19 protein-coding genes, 1 tRNA gene and 1 riboswitch are annotated in these 19,341 nt (G+C 35.6%); of the genes, 6 read left to right on the forward strand and 14 right to left on the reverse strand.

What is annotated here, in order from left to right; all coding sequences use genetic code 11:
- The first annotated feature begins 54 nt into the window (after positions 1-54).
- The 3 genes from H0173_RS03105 to H0173_RS03115 all read left to right on the forward strand — a co-directional run bounded on the left by H0173_RS03105 (position 55) and on the right by H0173_RS03115 (position 1,047).
- Positions 55-128, forward strand: a tRNA-Arg gene (locus tag H0173_RS03105).
- Positions 129-372: 244 nt separating this feature from the next.
- The gene (locus tag H0173_RS03110) at positions 373-483 is read left to right on the forward strand and encodes a YjcZ family sporulation protein (protein WP_221844444.1); all 111 of its coding nucleotides are present in this window, start codon (positions 373-375) and stop codon (positions 481-483) included.
- 402 nt (positions 484-885) lie between these two features.
- Positions 886-1,047, forward strand: a complete 162-nt coding sequence (locus H0173_RS03115; RefSeq protein ID WP_221844445.1) for a hypothetical protein — start codon at positions 886-888, stop codon at positions 1,045-1,047.
- A 182-nt stretch (positions 1,048-1,229) separates the two neighbouring features.
- Positions 1,230-1,314, forward strand: a riboswitch (cyclic di-GMP riboswitch).
- Between the two features lie 1,044 nt (positions 1,315-2,358).
- On the opposite strand, the gene H0173_RS22510 is transcribed toward H0173_RS03115, so the two are convergent.
- The 7 genes from H0173_RS22510 to ccpN all read right to left on the reverse strand — a co-directional run bounded on the left by H0173_RS22510 (position 2,359) and on the right by ccpN (position 10,527).
- Positions 2,359-3,228, reverse strand: coding sequence for an N-acetylmuramoyl-L-alanine amidase family protein (locus H0173_RS22510; protein ID WP_221844446.1), 870 nt, complete (start codon positions 3,226-3,228; stop codon positions 2,359-2,361).
- A gap of 151 nt (positions 3,229-3,379) precedes the next feature.
- A complete protein-coding gene (locus tag H0173_RS03125; RefSeq protein WP_221844447.1) occupies positions 3,380-4,099 on the reverse strand; it encodes a LutC/YkgG family protein in 720 nt (239 codons plus the stop codon).
- A complete protein-coding gene (locus tag H0173_RS03130) occupies positions 4,099-5,520 on the reverse strand; it encodes a LutB/LldF family L-lactate oxidation iron-sulfur protein (RefSeq protein WP_221844448.1) in 1,422 nt (473 codons plus the stop codon). Before H0173_RS03130 ends, H0173_RS03125 begins: the two co-directional genes overlap by 1 nt.
- A gap of 17 nt (positions 5,521-5,537) precedes the next feature.
- Positions 5,538-6,254 carry a (Fe-S)-binding protein gene (locus H0173_RS03135; RefSeq protein ID WP_221844449.1) on the reverse strand — a complete coding sequence of 239 codons (717 nt, stop codon included), beginning with the start codon at positions 6,252-6,254 and terminating at the stop codon, positions 5,538-5,540.
- Between the two features lie 129 nt (positions 6,255-6,383).
- The gene (gene ppdK, locus H0173_RS03140) at positions 6,384-9,053 is read right to left on the reverse strand and encodes a pyruvate, phosphate dikinase (RefSeq protein WP_221844450.1); all 2,670 of its coding nucleotides are present in this window, start codon (positions 9,051-9,053) and stop codon (positions 6,384-6,386) included.
- A gap of 3 nt (positions 9,054-9,056) precedes the next feature.
- Complete coding sequence (locus H0173_RS03145) at positions 9,057-9,872, reverse strand: pyruvate, water dikinase regulatory protein (protein ID WP_221844451.1); 816 nt, start codon at positions 9,870-9,872, stop codon at positions 9,057-9,059.
- 22 nt (positions 9,873-9,894) lie between these two features.
- Positions 9,895-10,527 (reverse strand): transcriptional regulator CcpN, encoded by a 633-nt coding sequence (ccpN, locus tag H0173_RS03150; protein WP_313770592.1) that lies wholly within the window; start codon positions 10,525-10,527, stop codon positions 9,895-9,897.
- Between the two features lie 245 nt (positions 10,528-10,772).
- Between ccpN and H0173_RS03155 the strand changes: the two genes are divergently transcribed.
- Positions 10,773-12,521, forward strand: a complete 1,749-nt coding sequence (locus tag H0173_RS03155) for a B12-binding domain-containing radical SAM protein (protein WP_221844453.1) — start codon at positions 10,773-10,775, stop codon at positions 12,519-12,521.
- Positions 12,522-12,561: 40 nt separating this feature from the next.
- On the opposite strand, the gene H0173_RS03160 is transcribed toward H0173_RS03155, so the two are convergent.
- Complete coding sequence (locus H0173_RS03160) at positions 12,562-12,699, reverse strand: hypothetical protein (protein ID WP_221844454.1); 138 nt, start codon at positions 12,697-12,699, stop codon at positions 12,562-12,564.
- On the reverse strand, positions 12,699-12,860 hold the full coding sequence (locus tag H0173_RS03165) for a hypothetical protein (RefSeq protein WP_221844455.1): 162 nt from the start codon (positions 12,858-12,860) through the stop codon (positions 12,699-12,701). The genes H0173_RS03160 and H0173_RS03165 overlap by 1 nt, the downstream gene beginning before the upstream one ends.
- A 171-nt stretch (positions 12,861-13,031) precedes the next feature.
- Here H0173_RS03165 and H0173_RS03170 point away from each other — a divergent pair, with 171 nt between their 5' ends.
- Entirely contained in the window at positions 13,032-13,382 is a 351-nt protein-coding gene (locus tag H0173_RS03170) for a DUF3905 domain-containing protein (protein ID WP_221844456.1), read from the forward strand.
- A gap of 45 nt (positions 13,383-13,427) precedes the next feature.
- Here the strand turns inward: H0173_RS03170 and H0173_RS03175 are convergent, their stop codons facing one another.
- Complete coding sequence (locus H0173_RS03175; protein WP_221844457.1) at positions 13,428-14,792, reverse strand: TrkH family potassium uptake protein; 1,365 nt, start codon at positions 14,790-14,792, stop codon at positions 13,428-13,430.
- A 248-nt stretch (positions 14,793-15,040) separates the two neighbouring features.
- On the opposite strand from H0173_RS03175, the gene H0173_RS03180 reads away from it, so the two are divergent.
- Complete coding sequence (locus H0173_RS03180) at positions 15,041-15,238, forward strand: alpha/beta-type small acid-soluble spore protein (RefSeq protein WP_221844458.1); 198 nt, start codon at positions 15,041-15,043, stop codon at positions 15,236-15,238.
- A 73-nt stretch (positions 15,239-15,311) separates the two neighbouring features.
- Here H0173_RS03180 and H0173_RS03185 read toward each other — a convergent pair whose 3' ends face one another.
- The 4 genes from H0173_RS03185 to H0173_RS03200 form a co-directional block, all read right to left on the reverse strand.
- Positions 15,312-16,484, reverse strand: coding sequence for an anti-sigma factor domain-containing protein (locus tag H0173_RS03185; RefSeq protein WP_221844459.1), 1,173 nt, complete (start codon positions 16,482-16,484; stop codon positions 15,312-15,314).
- A complete protein-coding gene (gene sigI / locus H0173_RS03190) occupies positions 16,481-17,236 on the reverse strand; it encodes an RNA polymerase sigma factor SigI (RefSeq protein WP_313770603.1) in 756 nt (251 codons plus the stop codon). The genes H0173_RS03185 and sigI overlap by 4 nt, the downstream gene beginning before the upstream one ends.
- Before the next feature lie 124 nt (positions 17,237-17,360).
- Positions 17,361-18,611 (reverse strand): DUF5667 domain-containing protein, encoded by a 1,251-nt coding sequence (locus H0173_RS03195; protein WP_221844461.1) that lies wholly within the window; start codon positions 18,609-18,611, stop codon positions 17,361-17,363.
- A 175-nt stretch (positions 18,612-18,786) separates the two neighbouring features.
- Positions 18,787-19,260: a hypothetical protein gene (locus H0173_RS03200; RefSeq protein WP_221844462.1), complete on the reverse strand. Its 474-nt coding sequence runs from the start codon at positions 19,258-19,260 to the stop codon at positions 18,787-18,789.
- Positions 19,261-19,341 lie beyond the last annotated feature (81 nt).

Here is a 19,341-nt window from a genome sequence, read left to right on the forward strand (position 1 = left end):
CAATTGACTGCCTAATAATCAAGGTTTATAATAATAATCTATCTTGAATTTTTTGTCCCAGTAGCTCAGCAGGATAGAGCGACAGCCTCCTAAGCTGTAGGCCGTGAGTTCGAATCTCGCCTGGGACGTTATTACCTTAAAAACCGCCTAATCCCTGATAAAAGGGTTTGCGGTTTTGTTTCCAAGCTTTATGCATCGAAAAAAATTCTTCAAGAAAGTAATACTCAATTAATATAAAGGTAATTCTACTGGACGCTCATTTTGGGTGTCCATTTATTTTTATAAATAGTAAAGAAGCCTTTATACATGTCCAATCGATTTAAAACACCGTTACATACACTGAATTAACCTCAAAACGAGGAGGTGTAAGATATGAGTGGAAACATAGGTGGAGGTGGCTACGGTTCTGGTTTTGCACTAATCGTTGTTCTCTTTATACTTTTAATCATCGTTGGTGCTACATACATGGGTGGCGGTTACTAATCTTATTTTTTTCAGTAAGGTGGACTACTTTGTACGGATCTTCTCTTTACTTGAATGAAACAGCTTGCTGATAACCTTGCCATAAACTTTCAATAAAGGAGGTGCTATTGATGCCTTTATTTGTTGTTGGCCCCCGTTTCGTCCCTGGTCCTCGTTTCGTTCCTGGTCCATTTTTCTATTAATTGTTGTTCTTTTTACTCTTTTCATCATCGTTTGTGGTAACTACGATGCGTACTAATTAAAATTAGCACGTTCGATTCCTATCTAGGACATTACATTAATAAACCGCCAAACCTTTGATAAATTTAGGGGTTGGCGGTTTTATTTTATCAAGAACGGTCGTTCTTTGTATAATTCTACAAATACTCAGCATCCTAAATATGTGGTAGGAGGTGAAATGAATTGTCAAATTCAGCAAATGATAAAAAGAAGCCCAAAAATATATCAACTAATACTAATCAAAACTCTGGGACAGAATATCATATAGAGCATGCCGGCCATGTTGAAGGATACGGTGAAACATACTCAAATGCTAAAAATATGTCTGATACAACTGACAATTAATAAATAATTTTCAAGAGTGAATGAGATTGTAGTTCACTCTTTTATTTCAAAATAAACCAACTTTCCAATCTAACGGCTTCTTTCGGATTAGCATCCAAACTAAATAGGTCTCTGTTGCATTGTTATCCTCTAACTTGTTTTATTTCGACATTATTTTTTCTTTTTTGACAAAGTGTGGTAATATATCCTTTGGGCAAATTTTACGAAAGTAAAAGACGCAAAGCCACGGGCCTAAAGCAGAGATGTCATGGCAGCCGGGTTGCATATAAGATTATTCTACTTAGTAACACCTAATCTCTTTCTAATTTGCCTAATAAAGAATAAGAGGGAGAAAAATGATCTATTATCCGACAATTTTTTGTAATGACACAAAGGAACGCCATATTGTAAAGGACAAATATTATTGTGAATGCGGGAAAAAGTATAATGCATTCTATCTGCCTAACAAAAACGATCTTAGAAATATTAAGTTTAAAAGAATTGCTGAAATTAACTGCTCAGATTGCAGATCGTTACTAAAATAATGTCTACATTAGTGAAAAAAGAGCGCAATTAGATTTTAAGTAGTTCCGATAACGTGGAGAAAATCTAAAATCGCAGCACAAAAAACATAAGATTTCGTAGGATTGAATAACAAGTAAATAACAAAATAATTAGAACACAAAAGCTTGGGATTATTTCAAGCTTTTGTCTTTATGATGTTTAAAAGAGAGGTTTTATAAGTTCATTAGCAGCTAAAGCGAGTTTGATAAATAAGCGAAGAAATTTCTGTTAATTAGGAAATAACACTGAAAATAGTTTAAATAGACGGAAAGATTCCGACTATTGACTTGAAAAACGTGAAAATGAGCGATATTGCTTTGATTAATCGGAAAACCTCCGCTTATAGACCTCCCACCGAGCTCTAATCCGCTGTTTAAACGAAAAATCTCCGCTTATTAATTATCTCTGGTTAATCAATAAAGACATCAATTACTTACTTAAGTAAAAAAATTATGAATTAACATTGTAATTAGTATGTTGACAACAACAATTGTCAAGATGTTTTTTAGGTTTCAATTTTGCTTTCTAATTAAAGTAGTAAAACCCATAATCGTTGATATATAAGAGAAAAATAAGAGACCAAATCATATGCGATTTGGTCTGCTAATTAGCATACAATTTGGTATGTTTCACCAAAGAAACGGAACTACTTAATTAGACTTGCACTCATTTTTATTTTTTTAAAAATGCCAAATCATATTATGATGCACTTTGGGGTTTATTACCATATTGAATTTAATTACATTAAAAATATAACTTTTAATGCAGTTATTGTAAAAGATTCTCATTACTATAATACTGTCTTGCTTTTTCTAAAAATCCTTTAGAGGGAGTTTCATATTTAATATATCCTCCCATATTGGTAATCCAATGGTTATCTCCAACATCATACTGCCCACCATATAAGTCAGAATAACCATACACACGGTACACTTCCCCTGGGTCGAGTATTCTAGAAAGAATTAATTTATTATTTCCTTCTCTTCTCCAAAGATTAATTCTTTTTAGTATTTTAATTCGTCCAATTTGCCCTTTCTTAAATACTAGTCCATCCCACGTTGGAGGTTTTGGTTTTGTTTGCTCTATTTGCATTTGTTGTGTTTTTTCTATAAGGTTAAACACTCTTACTAACCCATCAACATGGCCATTGGCTACCTTATCTAAATATGCAGATTCACTAAGCTTCGCCGCATCACTCGGATTATCAATAAACCCATTTTCCGTTAATATTGCCGGCATATGAGATTCTCTCAGCATATGAAAGTTTTCTTGTTTTTTACCTCGATCAGTTAATTCATTTTGTTTTAACACTTCTTCATGGATTATATTCTGGTATGCAGCAGAGGCTTCCCTATTGAACGGATAAATATAATCTTCATATCCTGTGCCTCCCCCAGAATTAATATGAATAGATAATAAAAAATCCGCTCCCCATGCATTTGCCATATTCGTTCGTTGATTAAGGGAAACAGTTTGGTCTTGTTCTCGGCTTAATTTCACTTGGATATTTTCATAATCAGCTAACATGATTTGTACGCGTTTGGCTATTTGCAAAGTAAGATTTTTTTCAAATAAACCATTTCCAGTTGCACCTGAATCTGTACCGCCATGACCAGGGTCAATGAAAATTTTAACCATTCCAAATCAACTCCTTAAATTAAAATATGCAAGAAAAGAAGCTGCCATGTGGGCAGCTTCATAGTCCTTATATCCTTTTTTAATGGCAATTCATTCCATTTATGTTAAATAGCCGAACGAATTCAGTAAAATCATAAAAAACATACGTGATTTAAATATCATTCACCACAATATAGGCAGCCTTAGTTGGTCCATGAACTCCAACAACTAAGTTCATTTCAATATCAGCAGAATTGCTTGGACCCGTTATAAAGTTAATACAAGAGGCAACCTGCTCACCATTTTTTACTTTTTCTCTTATCATTCTTGCTCCTTGTGTCATCCGGGGAACGATCGAACTCTTTGGAATAATGATGATTGATTTTGATGGCAGGAAACTGACACTTCTTCCTTTATCTTTACTGCTGAAAAGAACGGCTGTACCTGATTCGGCCAAAGTAATTTCACTAATAGTAATTCCTATATTCGATTTTTCGGCCATGTTGATATTGCTTTCTCCTAATGCTGAATCCCATTCATACACTTCTTGATTCTCACTTGGCAAGGTGTTTTCAAAAAGACGTGTGAGGCCATATTGGGCAAATCTTGAATCTCTCCATTTCATAATTGGGCCTCCACCATATTGAGAGATCAAGTCCTTTAATGTTTCCGGCAATCTCGTTATATTTGTTAGAAAAAAATCAGTGTGTATATTTTTACATTGCTCCTTTAAGACATGAAGTAGATCATCACTGTTAGCATCTTTTAATACCTTATCCTGAGGACTAAATTTCCACTCAGGTTTTACAGCTTGACCTTTTGGATGACTTCTCCCTAGCCTCTTAGCAATCTGATTTAAAAATGCCTCTCTATTATAGATATTCCCAGTCATTACTCTTCACCCCCTGGTTGCCGATTTAAGAACCAATCACGGAACCGCTCTTTATTTGGTGCAGGAAAATCACGAATTTCTGTCCATGCTTTAAGTGGTCCGGGACCTTTAGTAATTTTCTCTCCGACAGTAAATGGATTCATTGCTGCAGGTGCAATCTTCGATCCAATTTTATATAGGGAAGGTGAAGCGGCTCCTAAACCAAATGCTTTCATGGCCATTTTTTCTGTGATTGGTGCTTTTCCTTCTTTCTCGACGATTACTTGACGATGTTTATGAAGAAGTTCATGCAGCGGAATTTTTACTGGGCAAGCTTCAGAACAAGCACCGCATAATGTTGATGCATATGGAAGCTCCTTATAATCATCATATCCTCCTAATAGTGGAGATAATACTGCTCCAATTGGCCCTGAATAAATGGAACCGTACGAGTGTCCTCCAATATGGCGATACACGGGACACACATTGACACATGCTGCACAGCGAATACATTGAAGGATTGATTGAAATTCACCGCCTAAAATGGCTGACCTGCCATTATCGACAATCACTAAATGGAATTCTTCCGGACCATCAGCATCCTCCGTCTCCCTAGGTCCTGTTAGAACAGTGATATAGCTAGTCAGCTTTTGTCCAACAGCACTTCTCGTTAATAGACTGACAAGGACCTCCATCTCTTCAAATGTTGGAACAAGTCTTTCCATTCCCATAACAGTTATTTGTGTTTTAGGGAGTGAGGTGACAAGGTCGGCATTTCCTTCATTCGTAACGAGTGTAACAGAACCTGTTTCAGCTATTGCAAAATTGCAGCCAGTTATCCCTACATCTGCTGATAAATATTCCTTACGCAGCATTTTTCTGGCATGCAGTGCTAATTCCTCAGGCTTTTCACTATGTTCGTAGTTTAATTTTTTGGCAAAAACATCTCTAATCTGCTCTTTATTTTTGTGTAATGCCGGAGCTACGATATGAGAAGGCGGATCATGATCATCCACTTGCAAGATATATTCACCGAGATCAGTTTCAATGACCTCACATCCTGCCTCTTCTAAACAAGCATTTAAGTGAATTTCCTCTGTGACCATGGATTTGGATTTTACAATCTTTTTCGCTTTTTTTCTTTGAACAACTTCACGGATATAGCTTCTCGCTTCCTCTGCGGTAGAAGCAAAAAAAACATGACCTCCTCTTTTGGCAACATTTTCACTTAATTGGAATAAGTAAAAATCAAGATTTTCAAGGACATGCTGCCGAATCTCCTCACCAAGGGAACGCCACTCTTCCCAGTTTCCAAGTTCTTCAGCAGCAGCTAATCTTCTTGTATGGAGCCTTTCCTGCGCCCCAGAAACCGCTCCTCTCATAAACGTATTATTGATTCCATAGCTGACCCTATCATTAAAATGTTCCGTACCTATTTTCATTGATAATCCCCCCTTTTTTAACGGCTATTTAATACTTCAGCAATATGCAGAACTTTAATCGGCTGTCCTTTCCTTTCAATTCTTCCTCCTATATTCATTAAACAGCCGCCATCAGCACCTATTAAATACTGTGCTCCTGTTTCTTCAATATGAGCTACCTTTTCATCCACCATTTGTTCAGAAATTTGAGCCATTTTTACGGAAAATGTTCCGCCAAACCCGCAGCAATTATGTTTGTCAGGCAATTCAGTAAATTCAAGACCTTCAACATGGCTTAATAATTTCAGCGGAGCATCTTTAATTCCTAGTAACCTATTCATATGGCAGGATGTATGGAAGGTCGCTTTCCCTTCTAATCTAGCACCTACATCCTCTACTTTTAAAATATCAACGATAAATTGTGTTAGCTCGTACGTTTTATTGGCCAGCTCAATTGCTTTAGGCTCCCAAATTGGATCGCCTTTAAAAATGTTTGGATATTCATGGAACATGTATGCACATGATCCAGAAGGTGATACAACATACTCCGCATCATGAAAAGCTTCGATCATCCTCTTCATGGCTTCTTTTGATTCTTTAACATAACCGCTGTTGTAGGCCGGCTGTCCGCAGCATACCTGATTCTTCGGAAAATCAATTTGACAGCCAAGGCGTTCCAGTACTTCCACGGTCGCTTTTCCAACGCTGCTTTGAAACATATCTACTAAACAAGTAGCAAATAAGCTTATTCTCATGGCTAACCTTCTTTCTGAAAATATTATTTATTCTTAATATTATTCTAGCGATTCTATTTAATGAATGAAAGAGTATTACTTAGGTTCACTGAAAAAAGACAGTACCACCCTAGGCACTGTCGTGTAAGATTATGCATTTGTATAAACTTCTTGTTTATTTGCCCCATGACGAATAGTTGCTTGAGCAGCAGCTAATCTTGCTAGCGGTACACGATATGGGGAACAGCTTACATAATCTAATCCTGTTCGATAAAAGAAATCAATGGAGTTCTTCTCGCCTCCGTGCTCCCCGCAAATTCCTGTTTTTAACTTAGGCTTCGTCTGGCGTCCAAGCTTAACACCCGTTTCTACAAGCTTTCCTACTCCCTTTTGGTCAAGTACAGCAAATGGATTTTCCGGAAGAACTTTGTTTTCAATATAGGCCTGAAGGAATTTCCCTTCCGCATCATCACGGCTGTAGCCAAATGTTGTTTGCGTTAAATCGTTTGTTCCAAATGAGAAAAAATCAGCTTCCTCAGCAATTTCATCAGCAGTCAAAGCTGCACGGGGAATTTCAATCATCGTTCCAATCGTATAGGAAACATCTACCCCAGTTTCAGCTTGAACTTGGCTAGCTGCATCGATAACAACCTGACGCATTTGCTTTAGTTCATTTACATGGCCAACGAGAGGAATCATAATTTCTGGCTGAACTTCTATTCCTTTTTTCGCCAGCTTTGCTGCCGCATAGAAAATTGCCTTCGCTTGCATTTCATAAATCTCTGGATATATCATGCCAAGACGGCAGCCGCGCAATCCGAGCATAGGATTATACTCATCTAATTGCCGAACCTTTTTCAGCAACTGCTCTTTTTCTTTTAACTCTGAAGTATCTGGCTCTAATATTTGTAGCTTTGTCACTTCTACAAGAAGCTCCTCCTTATGAGGAAGAAACTCATGCAGTGGAGGATCAAGTAAACGAACATTAACAGGATAGCCTTTCATGGCTTCGAAAATTCCTTCAAAATCGATTTGCTGCATTGGCAGAAGTTGTTCTAAAGCTTCCATCCTCTCTGAGAAGCTCTCTGCTAGAATCATTTTTTGCACAATTGGCACGCGTTTACTGTCCATAAACATATGTTCCGTACGGCATAACCCAATTCCAGCCGCTCCAAAGTTATATGCCTTTTTCGCATCTTCTGGATTATCTGCATTTGCTCGCACACTAATATCACGTTCTTCATCAGCCCATTTCAGCAGCTGCTGAAATTCATCAGAAAGCTCCGGGTCAATCATTGGAACTTCTCCTAACATAATTTCGCCAGTAGAACCATCAATTGTTATTATTTCTCCATATTTGATTATTTGATCTCCCACTGTGAATACTTTTGCTTTTAAATCAATTTTTAAAGCTTCACAGCCACAAATACAAGCTTTGCCCATTCCTCTTGCCACAACAGCAGCGTGGCTAGTCATTCCGCCCCGGCTTGTCAATATTGCCTGAGAAGCGACAATCCCATGAATATCATCAGGAGTTGTCTCAGGACGGACAAGAATGACTTTTTTTCCTTCATTTGCAAGCAGCTCTGCTTCATCAGCATGGAATACAACCTGCCCTGTAGCTGCACCAGGGGATGCAGGTAAACCTTTTGTCAGAATCAACTTGGAAGCTGAATCATCAATTCTACGATGAAGTAGCTGATTTAGCTGGTCAGGATCAACACGAAGGAGAGCGGTTTTCTTGTCAATGATTCTTTCCTGAACCATTTCTACTGCTATTCGAATAGCAGCTTGAGCCGTACGCTTGCCATTTCTTGTTTGCAATATATACAGCTTGCCTCTCTCTACTGTAAACTCAATATCTTGCATTTCCTTATAATGCTGCTCAAGCTGTTGACATGTCTGTACAAATTGTTGATACACTTCTGGCAGTTCTTCTTCCAAAGTACTAATTGGCTGTGGTGTACGAATACCAGCAACGACGTCTTCTCCTTGTGCATTCATTAAATATTCACCGTATAAAATATGTTCACCTGTAGACGGATTTCTAGTAAAAGCAACTCCTGTTCCAGAATCCTCTCCCATATTGCCAAATACCATACTTTGAATATTAACAGCTGTTCCAAGATGATCAGGTATTTTATTTAATCGCCGATAGACTATCGCACGCTGATTATTCCAGGAGTTAAATACGGCATGTATAGCAAGAAAAAGCTGTTCTTTAGGATCCTGAGGAAATACTTTTCTACTATGCTTTTTTACAATCTTCTTGTAGCCTGAGATGACTTCCTTCCAATCATCTGCAGTCATTTCAGGATCAGATGCATAACCTTTACGCTCACGTGTTTCCTCTAAATATTGTTCAAAGAAATACGTATCAATTTCGAGAACGACATTGCTGAACATTTGAATAAAGCGGCGATAAGAATCATAAGCAAATCGTGGATTATTTGTTAAATCCGCTAGACCAACAACTGTTTCATCATTCATTCCAAGATTTAGAATTGTGTCCATCATGCCAGGCATAGAGAAAACAGAACCTGAACGAACAGAAACAAGTAAAGGATTCTCTGAGTCTCCTAATCGTTTACCCATTTTCTCTTCTAGTTGAGCAAGAGCTTCTAATGTCTGCTTTTCTATTAAAGGAGTAATAGTTTTGCCTGAATCATAATACGCATTACAAGCCTCGGTTGTTATAGTAAAGCCATATGGAACCGGCAAGCCAATATTCGTCATTTCTGCTAGATTTGCTCCTTTTCCTCCTAGCAAATCTTTCATATTTCCTTGACCTTCATGAAATAAATATACGACTTTCCCCATCTTTTAGAAGCTCCTCTCTTTTTTTAGTATATCTAAAATCAAACCAGCAGTTTCTTCTACAGCTTTATTCGAGACATTGATAACTGGGCAGCCTACTCGCTTCATAATTTTTTCAGCATAATCCAATTCATCTAATATTCGTTCAAAGCTTGCATAACTCGCCTGTGAGCCTAACCCAAGTGCTTTCAGTCTTTCCTTCCGAATTTCATTCAATTTGTCTGGCGAAATAATCAAGCCGATACAATTTTTTCGTGGTATTTGAAATAATTCGTCCGGCGGCGGGACTTCTGGAACTAATGGAACATTTGCAACCTTAAAGCGTTTATGAGCTAAATACATCGATAACGGCGTTTTGGACGTCCGGGAAACACCTATTAACACGATGTCTGCCTTTGTAATTCCTCTCGGATCACGCCCATCATCATATTTAACTGCAAATTCAATCGCTTCAATTTTCCGAAAATATTCTTCATCTAGCTTCCTCATCAGTCTAGGACTATGATGAGGCTGTTTATTAAACTTTGTTATAAATGCATTCATTAATGGACTTAACAAATCAATAGCTGCTATGCCTTCTTCCTGTGCTCTTTTATCCAAATGCTCTTTTAAAGAAGGAACGACTATCGTATAAGCAATAATTGAATGATCTCTACTCGCTAACAGAATAATATCTTCAATATCTTCAATGTCTTCTACATATGAATTCCTGCGAATATCAATTACACTGCCGTTAAACTGCGTGGCTACTGCCTTTACAACAAACTCAGCTGTTTCCCCAACTGAGTCAGAAACAACATATACTACTTCTCTTCGATCCAATTCCTTAGCAGCTCCTTTACCCTTAATTTTCTCCTATTTCTACATATGCCCGAGTTATCGTAGTTTTTGTAATTCGTCCAAGCAAGGTATATTTATTTCTTTCCCCTTCAGCTTGTTTAACGACAGGTAAAGAGTCAATATGATTAGAAATCATTTTTTTCGCTGCTTCCAGCAATGTCTCTTCTGGACCTACTGTTGTAATATTTGGCATTCTCGTCATAATCACACTAACAGGGAGTTCCTGAAGATTTTTATTTCCCAATGATGCTCTCAATAAATCCTTTCTGGAAACTACTCCAGCTAAATGTCCTTCAGGATCAACTGCATATAGTGTACCAACGTCTTCCAAAAACAATTGAACAATCGCGTCATATACGGATGTTGACTTTTCAACGACAATTGGATGTGCTTTAAAATCTATTACTTTTTGATTCATAAATGTTTCTGCCTGTTGCATAATTTGAAAATCTTCATTATAGAAATATCCAACTCGCGGCCTTGCATCAATATTCCCTGTTCTCGTGAGGATTGCAAGGTCTGGCCTTAGTGCTGCCCTTGATAACGAGAGTTTCTTTGCAATTTCATTCCCCGTAATTGGTCCATCCCGTTTTACAATTCGAAGGATTTCATCCTGTCGATTGGATAATTTAATCACCGCCACCCCCTAATACAAAATGAGTATGTAATATTTTATATAACTATTATAATTATGTCATACTTATTTGTATATAATATAACATATTTATTTTTATACATTTCTAAAAAAAATTAACAAAATAGAAAACTATCATATATTTAGCCCATTTATCTGGGGATGGAAGGTTTCTCTCCTATCTATTTTGTCCACAATAAGTTATAATAATATGTTGTTATTTCAATACTCTTAAAGGAGTTTCTTACATGAAAATAATTTGTTCCACATTGAACGCTAAATACATTCACACGAATATCGCTATTCGGTATTTAAAAGCATATGCGAGCCCTGAGTTTGATATAGAAATTGCTGAATATACTATCAAAGATCCGATAATGAATATAGTCACAGATCTAATCCGGAAAAAGCCTGATATTATCGGCTTCAGCTGCTATATTTGGAATATAGAAGAAACGATCAAAGTGATCAGTATGATCAAAAAAATTAATCCTACTATTCAAATCGTAGTTGGCGGACCAGAAGTATCTTATGATGTTCAGGAATGGATGGAAAAAGTGAAGGATTTTGATTTCATTGTCATTGGTGAAGGAGAGGAAACCTTCAAGCAATTGCTTGCTGGACTTGAAGGAGATCTAGATATTGATCAAATTCACGGAATTGCTTTTCGCAAGGATGAGAAAATAAAAATTAATCCGCAGCGGAATAAGTTAGACCTTCGTGAACTGCCATCCCCTTTTAGATTTGAAGAGGATATTCCTCACCTATCAAAACGCGTGATTTATATTGAAACGAGTAGAGGCTGTCCTTTTAGCTGTCAGTTCTGCCTGTCTTCCATAGAAGTAGGCGTCCGTTATTTTGACCGTGAGAAAATTAAAGACGATATTCGTTATCTAATGAAAAATGGTGCAAAGACAATTAAATTTGTCGATCGAACATTTAATATCAGCAGAAGCTATGCGATGGAAATGTTTCAATTTTTAATTGATGAACATTTGCCTGGAACTGTTTTTCAGTTTGAGATTACTGCAGATATTATGAGACCTGAGGTTATTGAATTTTTAAATAAAGAAGCTCCAACCGGATTGTTCCGTTTTGAAATCGGTGTCCAATCAACAAACGATTATACAAATGAGCTTGTCATGAGAAAGCAGAACTTCGAAAAGCTTTCTAGAACAGTGACAATGGTGAAAAATGGCGGAAAGATTGATCAGCATCTTGATTTAATTGCCGGACTTCCAGAAGAGGATTACAATTCATTCCGGAAGACTTTTAATGATGTTTTTGCGATGAGGCCTGAGGAGCTCCAGCTTGGTTTTCTAAAATTATTGAGAGGGACAGGCTTACGATTAAGAGCAGAGCAGCACCAATATATTTATATGGACCATTCGCCATACGAAATGCTTGGAAATAATGTTCTGTCCTTTGATGACATTATCCGTATTAAGCAAGTTGAGGATGTACTGGAGAAATATTGGAATGACCATCGAATGGATTTCACGATTGAGTATCTTGTTTCGAAAGCATTCTCTTCTCCATTTGACTTTTTCCAAGAATTCGGCAGCTTCTGGGAGGAAAAGGGCTGGTCAAGAATTGGTCATCAGCTGGAGGATTTATTTAAACGCCTTTACGAATTTCTGCAAAGTAAGGAAATTGCCGATTTAGATATTATTGAAGGCTTAATGAAATACGATTATTTAATTCGACAAAAATATAAGCCAAGAAAACCTTGGTGGAATACATCGTCTAGCTTCGAAAAGGGAGATAGATCAACATTCTATCAAGACCTTCTTCAAAACCCAGCTCGTTTAGGCTCAGATTTTAAAGAACTCTATTTAAACGAAAAAGAGATCTATAAGCATACATTAATCGAGAAGCTAACCTTTAATTTAGATAAATATTTAACAACAGGTGAAATTAAGAAAAACCAAACAGTGTTATTAACTTATTTTGATGCAAAAACAGAAAAATCTACTATCTTCACTGCGAAAGCTTAGATGAAAAAATCAGCTCGCTGCCTTAAGCAGCGAGCTGATCTTATAAACATTTCGGTTTCTTCTTATTGTTCTTTTCCCTGTCATCATTAACAGCCTCATAAAGCTTACTTGCATTTACATCTCCAAAGTCCATGCCAAATTCAACATTGGAAACATTCTTTTCACTGATTTCTCTCATTAAGATCTGCCCTTTCTTCCCTGCTTCGAATTTCGATTTGCACCCTTCATTGGGTTTTCTCCATAACTAAATTCTGCAGAGAATTCAGATTCCTGTAAATTTCTCTTTGGAGTTTTTGTATGTTTAACTGCTGCATCATATTCCGCTTTTCTTTTCGCCATATTGCACCCTCCTAATGGAATGATACATTCTTATTGTTTTCCTGTTGACCCATTTCATTCATCGAAAATATTCCCTTATATTTTCAATGGAACGCAGCTTATAATTCCATTAAATCAACAAAACATAAAAGAACAGATAACTATACAAAACAAAAAAGGAATGATAACAAAATGGAGAAAAAGAAAAAGTATGTTGGGAAGAGCATTGGCATTAACGAAACCCTTCCCCACCAAATTGAAGCACCTAGCTTCAAGGGAACAGGCATCAAAATGGAAGCACCATTTGAAAATTCTCATGAAGTTATTATTGGTGATAGTCTTTATTCATCTGAAAATTCTCCATTAGAAAATTGGAGTACGGAGACCGATCCTGAAATCATGGCTGGCGATGAATGGGTACATCCAACAAATGATATTGGCTGGAATACCTCTGAAAATCAAGATTTACTGGAAAGAAAAAAGAAACCACAAGGTAGTCCTTTTATGCATCCAACTCATGATGTCAGCAGAGGAACAGATTGAAACAAACTTGAAAAAATCCGGGGGTTTATTCCCGGATTTTTGTAATTAACCAGTAATAACGCGCTCCTTTGGATAATGGTAATTCGCCTGCTTCTTATTACCACCAATAATAAATAAGAAAGAGGTTAATCCAATACGACCTATAAACATCAAAACCATTAGTACACATTTTCCAAAAACGCTAAGATCTGAAGTAATTCCCATTGACAAGCCCACTGTACCAAATGCAGAGCAAACTTCAAAAAAGATTTCAATAAGTTGATGCTTGCTATCAGAGATACTTAAAGCGAGGACGGAAATAAAACACATAACAATAGCCAACAGAGTTATAGCTAATGATTTCATAATATCATCATGATGTAACTCTCGATTAAATATTTTGATATCACGATTTCCTTTTGCAAAGTGATAAATAAAAAGCATATTTAACGCAAAGGTCGTGGTCCGTATACCCCCACCAACTGAATTAGGAGATCCTCCAATAAACATAAATACACTCATAAGTAAAAGTGTTGGCATTGAAAATTCGTTAATATCCATAGTCGTAACGCCAGCACTTCTCGTAGTTACTGCTTGGAAGAGGGCATAGAAAAATCCTTTGTGCCAAACCATATCTTTAAAATAATTTTGAAATTCAATCAAAAATATACAAATTGCTCCAGAAACAAGGAGAATTCCATATGTTAGTGTCGTCAACCTAGTAAATAATGAAAACCTAAATGGATATGGAGATTCCTCCTTTTTCCTAAAAATGTATTCTTTAACCTCAATTAATACCGGGAATCCAATGGCTCCAAGGATTATTTGTACAATAATAATTAATTGCACAAAATAATCTCCCGCATATGGAACAAGTGATTCTCCCGTTATATCCATCCCAGCATTGGTTGTAGCACTTACTGATGCAAACAAACCATGTATAAATGCTTCCCTCCAGTTTGGATAATATTTCAAAAAGTGAAATCCCAAAATGATTGCTCCTATGATTTCAATAAGAAGAATCATCTTTATGATCTCTCTAATTAATATAACGAGGCCAGATAATGAATACTGATTATTGTCAACCATTATTAATTGACGCTCGCGCAAACCAATTTTTCGCCCTAAAATCATCCAGAAAAATGTACTAATTGCCATAATGCCGACTCCGCCAAATTGGAGTACAAGCATAATAATAAAATATCCAAAAACACTATATTTTTCTGAAACATCAAAAACAGTTAAGCCCGTATCACTAACAACACTTACAGCAGTAAAAACTGTATCGATGAAAGATATTTCAACTCCTGGTTTACGGACTGCAGGAATACTGAATAAAAGAATTGATATTGTTATGGCCAATAAATAATATCCTGAAATAACTTGTGCAGGTGACAGTTTTTCAAGCCGATTTCTCACACTTCTAAGCATTAATAATATTTCCCTTCAATTTTTTCATATCCTCTATCATAATGAATAATTCTTTATTATGAAAGTTATTTTTGCATTATTTTTTATTACTCTGTTTAAATTGCTATTTCCCCTATAATACATTGTTTTACAGATGATTACGAAAAATATTACCACTTATGAAATGGATATGATTAAACATACTACAATTACAGAGATATTTAATTGAATATAACCTCTGTTATAACCATAATAGGAGTTGAGAAGAATTGGCAAACAGCAGTAATAAATTATTGGTACCTGGAATTGAACAATATTTGGATCAAGTTAAATATGAAATCGCCGAAGAATTTGGCGTGAAATTAGGATCAGATACGGTTTCTCGTGCAAATGGGTCTGTTGGCGGGGAAATTACAAAGAGATTAGTGAAACAAGCACAGGCTAGCATGACTGGAAGTAACCATTAATGAAGGTCCTTGAAAACAATTTAATACTTTGGCGTAAAAAAAGTCCGGTCAATGATCGGACTTTTTTTACTCATCAATCGTCTTGATGCCCATGATTCTTTTTTTCTTTACCTTTTTGATTTGAATTTTGTTTTTCATTATGCTTCTTATTATTCCACTTAGAATTTTCTTTTCCATTTCCATGAGGGAATTTATCATCGTAATTACTTTGATTTTTATTTATTAATTTGTTCTCATTATTACTTTTATGATATTTTTCCAAGTTATTGCCGTTTTGGTTATTTATACGTTCCTGCTTTTTTTCCTGCCCAGGTGGTATCTTTTTATCTGTTTGCTGGTTTCCTTGTTTATATCCACCATTAGTTTGATTTAAGTTTTGCTCTTTTTTAACCTGACCTGGTGGTGTAGCTGGACGATTATTATTATTATTATTATTATTATTATTATGCCCCTTGTTCTTATACTCAGCTTGATTTTGATCATCTTTACTATGTTTTGAATCGTCTTTTTGATAAACCTTCTTGTTCTCATTAATATTCGGCTTTTGAGTGCCCGATACGTTGTCTGGCTCATTTTTTAATTTTGTCTCTTTAAATGAACCGACCGAAAGACCATTCTCTTTTGCTTTTTCTCTTTCCTTTGGAGTGGCATCCATAACCTTTACTGCTAACTGTTCATTTTGAATTGTTTCCTTTATTTCTGTTACTTCTCTTTCCCATTTCGTTTCAAGAGCTTTGTTCTCTTTTTGAGTATTTACTGTGGCAATTACGATCTCATAATTATCTTTTGTATATCCTTGATTTTTTATCTGCCTTATTATTTGAGCAGTAACTTCCTTAACACTTTTATTCTTCCAATTTGGAATTTGTTTAACTATTTCTTTTCCTTCTTCATTATAAGGAGAAATCTCAATTACTTGAAACTTATCATTAACACCCAGTTCAATACTTGGTATAGTATCAATTGACATATAGGCATAAACTTCATTATTGCCATTAATAGTAAAGATAGACGAGCAAATTAGAATAATCATAACGAATGCCATTAATACTGCTTTTGCCTTAAAGCTTGCAAATACGGATAAAAACGCACTCCTGCTTGTCTTTTCTTCACTGATAGGATAGAAATTAATTTCTTCTCCAATCTGATATTGTCTATTCTGTTTTTGAGCTTTTAGAAATTCACCATCTGGGGTTAATAGTGTTAAAAAACGTTCATTTATTTCCATTATTATTCCTGTTTTCACGTTTCCAACACCCCTTTAATATAATCCCTTAAAAATACATAATCACCCAATAAAATTAGTGTCATAGCAATGATATATTTCCTGTTTCTCTCTATTGTCTTTCTACTTATAGATACATAGTTTTCAAGTTGCTTAATGGGCAGTCGTTTCTTTTCTAATAAAATTTGTTTAAGTTCTTCTTTATCTGCTATCAATTTAGCTACAATCATTGCATTTTTTCTTGCATCTGCATGCTTTGGAGATTGTTCAATTAAATCTGAAAATGAAAGCTCAAATTGTTCAAGCACTTGGCTAAATTGAATGATTTCTTCCCTTCTTAATTCTTCATCTGTTTTCCGGATATAATTGTCTATGGACAGCTCATTTTCAATAGAATTACTCGTTTGATCCTCATCACCATCTGCTGAATTATAATCAAGCTTCAAAATTTGGTGCTTGGATTGTGACCGAATATAATCGATTACCCGTCTTTTAATTAATACCTCAGAAAAACTAATCAAGGAACTCCCTTTTTCTGGAGAGTATTTTTGTATCGCTTCATTGAAAGCAATTAGACCAATACTAAATTCATCATCAGATTCATGTATATATCTCTTACAAACTGATGAAACAGTCTTTGCAATAAATGGTTTATATGAATGGATCAGTTCATTTTGCAATATTGAATCACCTTGCTGTATTGAATGAACTGTTTCTTCCATTGTCCTTTTTCGCTTTTTTGCCATGAACAACAAACTTAGCAATAGCCTCACCTCTTTATTCAAAACACATTATACCATACGATCGTTAGGATCGTTTTTTTAGGGTTAGCTAAATGATAAGGAAAAGAGAACCTTTATAAATGGCCTCTTTTCAACTTGTTCATGATTAATTTTTTTATTGGTTATTTTCTCCATTCGCTTGATTGTTTTGACCCTTATGATGTCCTTTATTTTCATTATGTTTTACATCTTGTTTTATTGATGCCTCTACCTTCATTACTTTTCGCTGATGCTTTACTTCTTCACGTGCTTGCTTTGCTTCTTGTCGTGCTTGCTTTGCTTCTTGTTTCACTGCTTCATGCTGCTGTTTTCTTTCTTCTTTTGCCTCAACTCGTTGTTGTTTTATTTGCTTTTTAGCTACTTCACGAGTTTGTTTTATTTCAGCTTTTGCTGTATTTTTCATAAGTTTCAATTTGTCTGCATTTTCATGTTTAGTTTTTTCAGGGCTAACAGCTTCTTCGTCCTTTTTCACAGCTACTTGAGAAGTTTTATCCGTATTTACTGTTACATCATCTTGATTATCTTCTTTACTTACTTGTTCATCTGATACTTCTTCTTTTGTTGCAAGCTCAGCCTCTTTTTTTAATTCATGTTTATGATTTAACTTTTCAAGCTTTTTTGCTAATCTTGCATAACTTTTATCAATATTTTTCTGAAGAGCAGCCTTTGCTACTGGATTTTTCACTTTTTCTAGGGCTGCTTTTAGTGCTATTATGTTTTGTGAAATTAGTCCTTCCATTTCATCTGCTGGCTGGTCAACTGTCACTTCATCGTCAGCATTGTCTTTATCTTTGGAGGTTTCTTCCGTTACAGCTATTTTTTCTCCATTTTGCTCTTTATTTTCAGTCTCTTCAACAGTTGGTTCATCCTTTGCAGTGCCCTTTTGATGATTATTAACTGTTTTATCCTCTGCCTTTGTTAATGTCTCAAGCGCCTTGTCAATAACTTCCACTGCCTGATCTTCTTTCCCGTCTGCAAAAAGAGCCTCTGATTCAGCAAGTCGTTCAGCTGCATATTCTGCAAGCAGTTTTGCTTCTTTTTTATCATCAAATGTAAGAGCTAGTTTAATTTTTTCAATTGCGATTTTTGCAAAGTAAAAGAAGTTACCTGGGACAAGAGATGGCTTCTCTTCCTTTGTTGCTTCTTGCTGTTGGTCTTGATCAAACTGAGCATTTTCTTTATCATCAGTTTTTGATGTATTTTTTAAAGTTTGATTATCTAAAACAATTGTTTCGTATTTTTCTGTATGATCCGTTTTTTCGGCAGCTGAAGCTAATGTCGAAGAGAATGTAAATGATCCTGCTAATACTAATGCTAATGTGACTTTTGCGATTTTGTTCATTTCTTTAGCTGATAAAAATTTCATAAAATTTCACCTCAATATTTATTTCTTAGCGGCCGCCTTGATTCATTACAACTGTACGGAGAAGATTAGCAGATTTCTGGGGGTTTAATATTAAAAAATTTTATAATAAATAAAAAAAGCCTTAACAAACGGGTTGTTAAAGCCAGTAAAAGTTTCAATTAAAATTTTAAATTCCTTAAATAATTCTCCGTTTTCTATTTGCAAGAATTAACCATCTAATAAAAAATCCAATTGTTAACCCTGGTATTAAAAAAAGCATTGGTAAAAATACAGGACCAAATAATATCCCAAATAATGTTAATTTAGTGGAGTACATAAGGCCAACCGTCACAAAATAAGCACTAAAAACAAAAGGAAGAAAGGTAAGTTCCTCTGTTTTCGCCATAGCGATCCGGTATGAATCCCACATCGCAAACATATAAAGACAAGGATAAAACATTAACCATTGAAAATCTGTTACTTTAATTGCCTCATCAATTTCACCCAAAAAACTGTACATAATTGCAGTATTAAAGTTGCTGTACACATTAATGATAAACTCCAGAACAATGAAAAATGTCCCCTTCCAAATGTGTCCAGATATTAGTTGACTAAATCCTGGTAATGCAATACTCCATAATATTGCTTCCAGTTTAGTAATAGGTTTCATCGTCATCACCAGCCAGTTTCAATATTATTATTTTGCACTTGAATGGTGATAAATATTTTTGTTTTCCATTTAATTTCCATT

Source organism: Bacillus sp. S/N-304-OC-R1, assembly GCF_019749375.1.
Lineage (GTDB): Bacteria > Bacillota > Bacilli > Bacillales > Cytobacillaceae > Cytobacillus.